Consider the following 8,535-nt stretch of genomic DNA (forward strand, 5'->3'; position numbering starts at 1 on the left):
GTGTTGGGGCGGCGGGATGTGTGAGGGGGGTGGCACCTCGGCTTCCCCGCTCAGCTTCCCTGTGCTTCCTCCACCAGGCCCGCCTCGTACGCGATGATCGCGGCCTGGACGCGGTTCTTGACCTCTAGGCGGGTGAGGACGGCGCTGACGTAGGCCTTGACCGTGCCCTCCACGAGGTAGAGGCGCTCGCCGATCTCGGCGTTGGACAAGCCGGCGCCGACCAGGGCGAGGACGTCGCGCTCGCGTGGAGTGAGGGCGGTGATGCGGTCCTTGGCGGCGGCCTGCCGCGTCATCTGGCCGCCGCTGAGGCGCTGGATGACGCGGTGGGCGATGCGCGGCGAGAGGAAGGACGCGCCGGCGTGGGCGGCGCGGATGGCGGCCATCAGCTCGTACGGGTCGCCGGACTTGAGCAGGAAGCCGGCGGCGCCGCTGTCGAGGGCGCCGGAGATGTACTCGTCCTCGGAGAAGGTCGTCAGCATCACGACGGCGGTGTCGGGCGCCGCGGTGCGGAACTCGGCGGCGGCGGCGAGGCCGTCGAGAACGGGCATGCGGATGTCGAGGAGGGCGACGTCGGGGCGGTGGGCGCGGGCGAGTTGCAGGGCCTCGCGGCCGTCGCCGGCCTCCGCCACCACCTCGATGTCATCGGCCGCGGCGAGAATCGCGCGCACGCCGGCGCGCACCATGCCCTCGTCGTCGGCGAGGAGTACCCGGATCACTTGCCGGAGCCCGAGCCCAGCTCGCGGCTGCGGTCCCTTGCCGCTTCGATGGCGGCGATGAGGGCGGCGCGGACGCCGTGGTTCTCGAGTTCGCGGATGGCGTTGATCGTGGTGCCTGCCGGGGAGGTGACCGCCTCGCGGAGCTTCACCGGGTGTTCGCCGCTGTCGCGGAGCATCGTGGCGGCGCCGATGGCGGCCTGGACGATGAGGTCGTGGGCCTTTTCGCGGGGGAGGCCGAGGAGGATGCCGGCGTCGGTCATCGCTTCGACGAGGAAGTAGAAGTAGGCGGGTCCTGAGCCGGAGAGGGCGGTGGCCGCGTCCTGCTGGGACTCCGGGACCCGGAGGGTCTTGCCGACCGGCTGGAAGATCTCTTCGGTACGGGCCAGGTGGGCGTCGCCCGCGTGGCTGCCGGCCGAGATCACGCACATGCCCTCGTCCACCAGGACCGGGGTGTTCGGCATGACCCGCACCACCGGGGTGTTGTCCGGCAGCCGCTCCTCGAAGAACGACGTGGGCACGCCCGCCGCCGCGCTGATCACCAGGCGGTCGGCGGGGACGTGCGGCGCGAGCTCGTCGAGCAGCGTGCCCATGTCCTGCGGCTTGACCGTGAGGATCAGGGTGTCGGCGCGCTTGGCGGCGTCGGCATTGGACACCGGCTCCACCCCGTACCGCTCCCGCAGCGCCTCACCGCGACCCGGGCGCCGCGCCGTAACCATGAGGTCCGACGGCGACCACCCGGCCCGGATCATGCCCGAGAGCAGCGCCTCACCGATCTTCCCTGCGCCGAGGACGGCGACTTTCTGCGACGACATGCCGCCCATCCTCGCAAATGGGGACGGCGAACGGCGCGGCCGTCCACAGGCTGGGCGGCATCGGGGCTATGCCGTCCGGCGGCGGAGGGTCGCTGCGCCCAGGGCCAGGACCAGGAGGGCTACGCCCGCGACGATGGCGCAGTCGCGGATGAAGGTGCCCGTGACGTCCGTGTGGCGGAGGACCTCGTTCATGGCGTCCACCGCGTACGACATGGGGAGCACGTTCGAGATGGCTTCCAGGACCGGCTGCATCGTGTCGCGGGCGGCGAAGAGGCCGCAGAGGAGGAGTTGGGGGAGGACTACCAGCGGCATGAACTGGACGGCCTGGAATTCCGATGTGGCGAAGGCCGAGACGAAGAGGCCGAGGGCCGTGCCCAGCAGGGCGTCCAGGAGGGCCACGACCAGGAGGAGCCAGGGGGAGCCCGCCACCGACATGTCCAGGGCCCAGACCGCCAGCCCCGTGGCCAGCGCGGCCTGGACGATGGCCAGGATCGCGAAGGCCAGGGCGTAGCCCGCGATGAAGTCGGCCTTGCCGAGGGGCATGGCCAGGAGGCGTTCCAGGGTGCCGCTCGTGCGTTCGCGCAGGGTCGCGATCGAGGTCACCAGGAACATCGTGATCAGCGGGAAGATGCCGAGCAGCGAGGCGCCGGTGGAGTTGAACTGCTGCTCCTTGCCGTCGAAGACCCAGTAGAGCAGCACCAGCATGACGGCCGGGACGAAGAGCATCATCGCGATCGAGCGCGGATCGTGGCGCAGTTGGCGCAGCACGCGGGCGGTCGTGGCGAGGGTGCGGGTTGCGTTCACTGGACTGCTGACCCCTTCTCGATTTCTGCGGCCTTCTCGGCGTCGACGATCTTGAGGAAGGCCTCCTCGACCGTCGCCGTGCCCATCCGTACGCGCAGCGCGTCCGGGTCGTCGTCGGCGATGATCCGTCCTGAGCGCATCAGCAGCAGCCGGTGGCAGCGCTCGGCCTCGTCCATGACGTGGGAGGAGACGAGGATGGCGGCCTCGCGTTCGGAGGCGATGCGGTGGAAGAGATTCCACAGGTCGCGGCGCAGCACCGGGTCGAGGCCGACCGTGGGCTCGTCGAGGACCAGCAGCTCGGGGGCGCCGAGCAGCGCCACCGCCAGGGACACCCGGCTGAGCTGGCCGCCGGAGAGGTTGGCCGTGAGGGCCTCCGCGTGGTCGGTCAGGTCGACGTCCGCGAGGGCCTGTTCGACCTGCGTACGGGCCTCCTTCCGCGGGATGCCGAGGATCGCGGCGAAGTACTCGAGGTTCTGCCGGGCGGTGAGGTCGCGGTAGACCGAGGCGGCCTGGGTGACGTAGCCGATGCGGGAGCGCAGCGGGGCGCTGCCGGCCGGTTCGCCGAAGACGGTCAGGTCGCCGGTGACCTTGGCCTGGGTGCCGACCACGGCGCGCATGAGGGTGGATTTTCCGCAGCCGCTCGGGCCCAGCAGGCCGGTGATCTGACCGCGTGGGACATCGAAGTCGAGGCCGTCCAGGACCTGGCGGCTGCCGCGGATGACGCGCAGCCCCCGGGCCCGGATGGCGGGCTCGTCAGACAAATTCATCATGCGTTGAATATCCCGCGACGGCGGCCTCGCGTCAAGCGGCGCAGGTGGGAGGGCATGCAAAAGGGGCACCCGAAGGTGCCCCTTTTGTCCCAGCCGGCTGTGCCCCAGCCGGCTGTGCCCCAGCCGGCCGGCCTCAGCCGACCGCTCTCAGCCGACCCGCTCCGGATGCCGCGCCGGGAAGCCGTCCTCGGCGTACTCACCGGCGGCCGCCGGCTCCGCCCGCCGGAACAGCGCCCCCGGCCACCACGTCCACCGGCCCAGGTCCAGCGCCAGCGCCGGCACCAGCACGGTCCGTACGAGGAAGGTGTCCAGCAGCACGCCGACACCCACCAGCACGCCCATCTGCGCCATCGTCACCAGCGGCAGCCCCGCGAAGACCGCGAAGGTCGCGGCGAGGACGATGCCCGCGCTCGTGATCACGCCGCCGGTGGAGGTCAGGCCCGCCAGCACGCCGCGGGCGTGGCCCTGCTTCTCGACCTCCTCGCGGACCCGCGTCATCAGGAAGATGTTGTAGTCGATGCCGAGCGCCGTCAGGAAGACGAAGCCCATCAGCGGAATCGACCAGTCCACCGCCGCGAAGTCGAAGACGTGGGTGAAGAGGAAGTACGAGGCGCCGAGCGCCGCGAGGTTCGACAGCACCACCGTCGACAGCAGCAGCACCGGCGCGACGAGCGCCCGCAGCAGGCCGATCAGCACCAGGAAGACGACGCCGAGGACCACCGGGACGACCACCTTCAGGTCGCGGTCCGCGGCCCGTTGGGTATCGAGGGTCTGGGCCGTCGTCCCGCCGACGAGCGCGTCCGCGCCCTCGACCTCGTGGACGTTCGTACGGAGCGCGTCGACCGTGTCCTTCGCCGCCTCGGAGTCCGGCGCGTCCTTGAGGACGACCTCGAGCGTCGCGAGTCCGCCGGTACGCTCCCCGTCCCGCACGTCCGCCACGCCCCGGGTGTCCGCGGCGGCGGCCTTGACCGCGTCCTCGTGGCCGGCCGTCAGCACGATCTTCGCCGGATCGGAGGCGCCGGACGGGTAGTGGTCCGAGATCCGCTCCTGCGCGACCACCGACTCGGGCTTGTCCTGGTACATCTCGGCCTGGGACAGGCCCATGTTGAGGCCTACGGCACCGAGTGCGAGCACAGCCGTCACGGCGGCCGACATCATCCAGGACCAGCGCGGCCGGGCGGCGACCGCGGCGCCGATACGGGACCACACGGTGCGGTGCTTGTGGGCGGGGGTGCCGTAACGGGGCACGAAAGGCCAGAAGACCCACCGGCCCGCGATCACCAGCAGCGCCGGCAGCACCGTCACCAGCGCCAGGAAGGCGCAGACCGCACCCACCGCGCCGACAAGTCCGAGCGAGCGCGAGGAGTTGATGTCCGCGAGCGCGAGGCAGGACAGGCCGACCGCGATGGTGGCGGCGGAGGCGAAGACCGCCGGGAAGGTGCGCCGCAGCGCGATCCGCATCGCCTCGTGGCGGTCCTCGTGCCCGTGCAGCTCCTCCCGGTAGCGGGCGATGAGCAGCAGCGCATAGTCCGTACCGACGCCGAAGACGAGCACCATCAGGATGCCCGCGGACTGCGGATCGACCGGCAGGCCCGCGTACTTGGCGAGGAGATACGTGCTCGCCTGGGTGAGGACCGCGGCGAAGGCCACGGACAGCAGCGGGAAGATCCACAGGATCGGGCTGCGGTAGGTGATCAGCAGCAGCAGGGTGACGACCGCCGCGGTGGCGATCAGCAGCGTGGAGTCGAGGGAGTCGAAGACCTCGACCGAGTCCATGAGGGAGCCGGCGGCGCCGCCGACCTCCACGTCGACGCCGGGCGGAGCGTTGGCGTCGGCGATGTCGCGGACGCCCTCGACGGCGTCGCCGAGCTCGGTCTTCGCGGAATCCGCGGTGTCAAGCGGGACGATGGTCATCAGCGCCCTGCCGTCGTCGGACGGGATCGGCTGCGAGACCTGCTCGCCCTTGGCGGTGTATTCGGCGAAGGCCTTGGCGTCCGCGGCGGCCTTCGCACGCCCTGCGTCCGTCATCTTCCCTTCGGACGCGGTGTATACGGCGACGGCGGGCATCACCGGGTCGTCGCGGAACTTCTCCAGCTCCGTATTGACCTTCGCCGACTCGGCGTTGCCGGGCAGGAACGCGTTCGCGCCGGACTCCTCCACATCGCCGAGCTTTCCGGCGAGCGGGCCGAGCGCGAGCGCGAGGATGACCCAGGCGGCGAGGACTAGCCACTTGGCACGCCTGCCGCCGGGGGCGGCGGGCAGCCGCTTGATCCGGCTGGACATGGGGTGTTCTCCTTGGGGTGTGTGATCGCTCGTTTTTCGGGCGTACGCAGCCGTCACCCCGGCCTATGAGGTTTGGCGACCGGGCCGGGGTGCTGGTGTGTTGCGGGGTGTGTGAGCTGTGGTGCTTACTCGATCTCGCGCATCATCTTCTCCACGGAGGAGACGGTGCGCCGGGTCTCGGACAGCTCGTCGAGGCTGCGCCGGTGCAGCTCGAGGTTGTCCTCGAGCAGCTGCTGGTACTTCAGCGTCATCTGCTTGTACTGCTCCTCGCGGCTGGCCAGCATCTTGGCCCGCCAGGTGGCCGCGACCTGCCAGACGAGGACGATCAGCAGGGCGAAGAAGCCCGCCGCACCCACAGCGCCGACCATGATCCCCGCTACATCCTCGTTCACTTCGTGACCTCTTCCACGCTCTTGGTGTCAGCTTTGGCGTCGGCTTCGGTGACGCCGTCGGTGAGCGTCCGGACCGCGTGTGCGACGGCCTCGGGCGTGATCTCGTACGCGAACGGCGTGACCTCGAAGTACTTCATGGCCTTGCCGTCCTCGGACAGCTCCAGCGAGCCGGCCACCAGACCCGCGGCCTCCAGCTTCTGCAGGTGCATGTGCAGCAGCGGGCGGCTCATCTGCAGGTCTCTGGCGAGCTTGCTGACGTAGTTCCGTCCCTCGGAGAGCGCCGCGATGATCCGCATCCGGTGCGGGTTGCCGAGGGCCGCGAAGACCTTCAGCAGCTCGTCCCCGTCCGGAGTCATCGGCGACCCCTCTCTCTTGGGTGTGTAAGTCAAAGCTGACACCTGCCCTCCGCACCTGTCAAAGCATGCTGACACATGTCGGGGGAGAGTGGGGGGCGACCCTGGCGGGCGTCAGGGTTGTCCCTGAGACAGCTTTCACGCCCGGGGTCAGCGCGCGTCGGGCGCTTCGGGCTCGGCGGCGAACTCGCTGATCAGCTCCGCGAGCCGGGCCGGCTGGTCCAGCGGTACGAGCGTGTGGCTGTCCGCCACCTCGGCCAGCCGCCCCTGCGGCAGCAGCTCCGCGAGCCGGCGCCCGTGCTCCGGCGGCATCACCCGGTCCCCCGCGGCCCACACCACCAGCGCGGGGCGGTCGAAGCCGGACAGCCGCTCCGCCGTGGCGACGAGGAGGCCGGTGTCGGCGGCGATGGCCCGGAGCAGCCGTACGGCATCGCGGGCGATGTCCGGCCGGGTGGTGACCGGGCGCACCCAGCCCGCGACGGTCGCGTCCCCCCGCTTGGTCAGCCACCCGAAGGTGAACGGCAGCCGACGCAGCGGCCGCAGCCGCAGCTGCCGCATGAACAGCCCGAACAGCCGGGCGGGCAGCCGCCCGGCCCGTACCACCGTCCGCCCGGTCAGCCCCGGCGGCAGATTGTCGAACGCCTCGCAGGACACCAGCACCACCCGGCCGAGGCGCTCGGAGTCGCGCTTGTCGGCCATGAGCAGCTGCACCAGGGCACCGCCGGTGTCGTTCCCGGCCAGCGTGACGTCGCGCAGGTCGAGGCGTTCGAGGAATTCGGCCACGAGCCGGGCGAGGCCCGGCAGGGACAGGTCGGCGTCGGCGGGCATCGGGTGCAGGTGCGCGCCCATCGGGAGCGTCGGCACCACGCAGCGGTGGCCGGTGGCGAGTGCGGCGACGGTCCCGTCCCAGAGCGTGGCGTCCATCAGCAGGCCGTGCAGCAGGACGACGACGGGGCCGTCGCCAGCGGTGTCCGCGTATTCGATGGTTCCGGCGGAGAGTTCGATCCGGTGAGATTCGTTCATCGGCGATCCGCCTCCCTCCATTATGGAAGGAGTGAACCAGGCGGTTCACAAGACCACCACCCCCCGCGCTACTCGGCCGCGGCCTCTTCCCGGTCGAGCGCGCGGGCCAGCGCGTCGAACCCGGCGTCCACGGAGCTGTCCGGGGCGTCGCCGCCGAGCAGGCTGTGCAGGAGGAAGCCGCGCAGGGTCGCCAGGATCATCCCGGCGACCTCGGCCTTGCGCCGCTCGGTCCAGTCCTCCGGGCAGAGCGACATCAGCCCGGGCAGGTACTGCGTGGTGGCGCCGCGGGCGAGCTCCGCGTAGCGGTCCGGGTCGTACATCGCCAGCCCCATCGCCTGATGCAGCACCATCGCTTCGGTGCCGGTCAGCACCGGCCACAGCGCCCGTACCCGCTCGGCCAGCGGGCGGCCGGCGCTCACCTCGGCCGCGGCCGCCATTCCCTTGCCGATACGGCGGGCGCGCAGCTGCTGCACGGCCTGCCGCAGCAGGTCCTCGGCGCCGTCGAAGTGGTAGAGCAGCACCTTGTGGGTGGTGCCGGCGGCGCGGGCGGCGCGGCGCAGCGAGAAGCCGGCGAGGCCGTTGGCCGCCAGGTCGTCGGTGACCGCTTCCAGCAGCTCCCGCCGCCGCGCCTCGCCGCGCGGCGACCCGGTCGAACGCCGGTAGCCGGCGGGCCGCGCATCCGTCATGGCCCGAAGCTATCGCGGCTCGGCGGCGGGGTCCGCGGGGCGGCGGGCGAGGATCAGGGCGCAGACGTAGTGCTCGGTGAGCTCGCCGTCGGGGAAGCGCTCCAGCAGGGCGTCGCGCTCGGCCGCCAGCACCCTGGCGGCCTCGTCGCCCATGACGATGAAGTGGGAGTGGCTGCCGATGTTGCGCAGGTGATCGTCGATGGTGACGCGGCGGGACCAGGAGAGATTACGGAGGACCGGCTCCAGGCCGTATCCGGCGAGGAGCTCCTGCGCGCCCTCCTTCGTGATCATCTCGCGCTGGCGGAGGCTGAGGCGCTTCTCCTGTTCCTGGATCCACGGCTCGCCGCTGTCCTGCTGGTTCCACCACAGGGCGAGGGCGCCGCCGGGGCGCAGCACGCGCATGGCTTCGGGGACGGAGCGGCCGGGGTCGGTCCAGTGGAAGGCCTGGGCGTACGTGACGAGGTCGAAGGAGGCGTCGGCGAACGGGAGGGTGTTGCCGTCGCCCTGGACGAGGGGCAGGTGGGGAAGGTTCGTATGCAGGCGGGCGGCCATGCCGAGGCCGGGCTCCAGGGCGGTGACGCGGGCGCCGCGGTCGGTGAGCAGGCGGGTGGCGATGCCGGTGCCGGCGCCGCAGTCGAGGGCGGCGGTGGTGGTGAGGGGGCGGCCGGTGAGGTCTTCGAGGGCGTCGAAGAGGGC

At 71.5% G+C, this 8,535-nt stretch carries 10 protein-coding genes; all 10 read right to left on the reverse strand.

Features of this window, described 5'->3' with window-relative positions; translation table 11 throughout:
• Positions 1-50 precede the first annotated feature (50 nt).
• Positions 51-716 (reverse strand): response regulator, encoded by a 666-nt coding sequence (locus G5C51_RS37165; protein ID WP_165244508.1) that lies wholly within the window; start codon positions 714-716, stop codon positions 51-53.
• A complete protein-coding gene (gene proC / locus G5C51_RS37170; RefSeq protein ID WP_165244510.1) occupies positions 713-1,537 on the reverse strand; it encodes a pyrroline-5-carboxylate reductase in 825 nt (274 codons plus the stop codon). The genes G5C51_RS37165 and proC overlap by 4 nt, the downstream gene beginning before the upstream one ends.
• 57 nt (positions 1,538-1,594) lie before the next feature.
• Positions 1,595-2,332, reverse strand: coding sequence for an ABC transporter permease (locus G5C51_RS37175; protein WP_165244511.1), 738 nt, complete (start codon positions 2,330-2,332; stop codon positions 1,595-1,597).
• Positions 2,329-3,102, reverse strand: coding sequence for an ABC transporter ATP-binding protein (locus G5C51_RS43445; RefSeq protein WP_165244513.1), 774 nt, complete (start codon positions 3,100-3,102; stop codon positions 2,329-2,331). The genes G5C51_RS37175 and G5C51_RS43445 overlap by 4 nt, the downstream gene beginning before the upstream one ends.
• Before the next feature lie 147 nt (positions 3,103-3,249).
• Positions 3,250-5,385, reverse strand: coding sequence for an MMPL family transporter (locus tag G5C51_RS37185; RefSeq protein ID WP_165244515.1), 2,136 nt, complete (start codon positions 5,383-5,385; stop codon positions 3,250-3,252).
• A 125-nt stretch (positions 5,386-5,510) separates the two neighbouring features.
• The gene (locus tag G5C51_RS37190) at positions 5,511-5,753 is read right to left on the reverse strand and encodes a YwqI/YxiC family protein (RefSeq protein ID WP_165244525.1); all 243 of its coding nucleotides are present in this window, start codon (positions 5,751-5,753) and stop codon (positions 5,511-5,513) included.
• Between the two features lie 20 nt (positions 5,754-5,773).
• Positions 5,774-6,133 (reverse strand): ArsR/SmtB family transcription factor, encoded by a 360-nt coding sequence (locus G5C51_RS37195; protein WP_165244517.1) that lies wholly within the window; start codon positions 6,131-6,133, stop codon positions 5,774-5,776.
• 147 nt (positions 6,134-6,280) lie between these two features.
• Positions 6,281-7,153, reverse strand: coding sequence for an alpha/beta fold hydrolase (locus tag G5C51_RS37200; RefSeq protein ID WP_165244519.1), 873 nt, complete (start codon positions 7,151-7,153; stop codon positions 6,281-6,283).
• Positions 7,154-7,221: 68 nt separating this feature from the next.
• Positions 7,222-7,839: a TetR/AcrR family transcriptional regulator gene (locus G5C51_RS37205; protein WP_165244521.1), complete on the reverse strand. Its 618-nt coding sequence runs from the start codon at positions 7,837-7,839 to the stop codon at positions 7,222-7,224.
• Between the two features lie 9 nt (positions 7,840-7,848).
• A partial coding sequence (locus tag G5C51_RS37210; RefSeq protein ID WP_165244523.1) for a class I SAM-dependent methyltransferase occupies positions 7,849-8,535 on the reverse strand: 687 nt, incomplete at its 5' end.

It is taken from the genome of Streptomyces coryli (assembly GCF_011044975.1).
In the GTDB taxonomy this organism is placed as follows: Bacteria; Actinomycetota; Actinomycetes; order Streptomycetales; family Streptomycetaceae; genus Streptomyces; species Streptomyces coryli.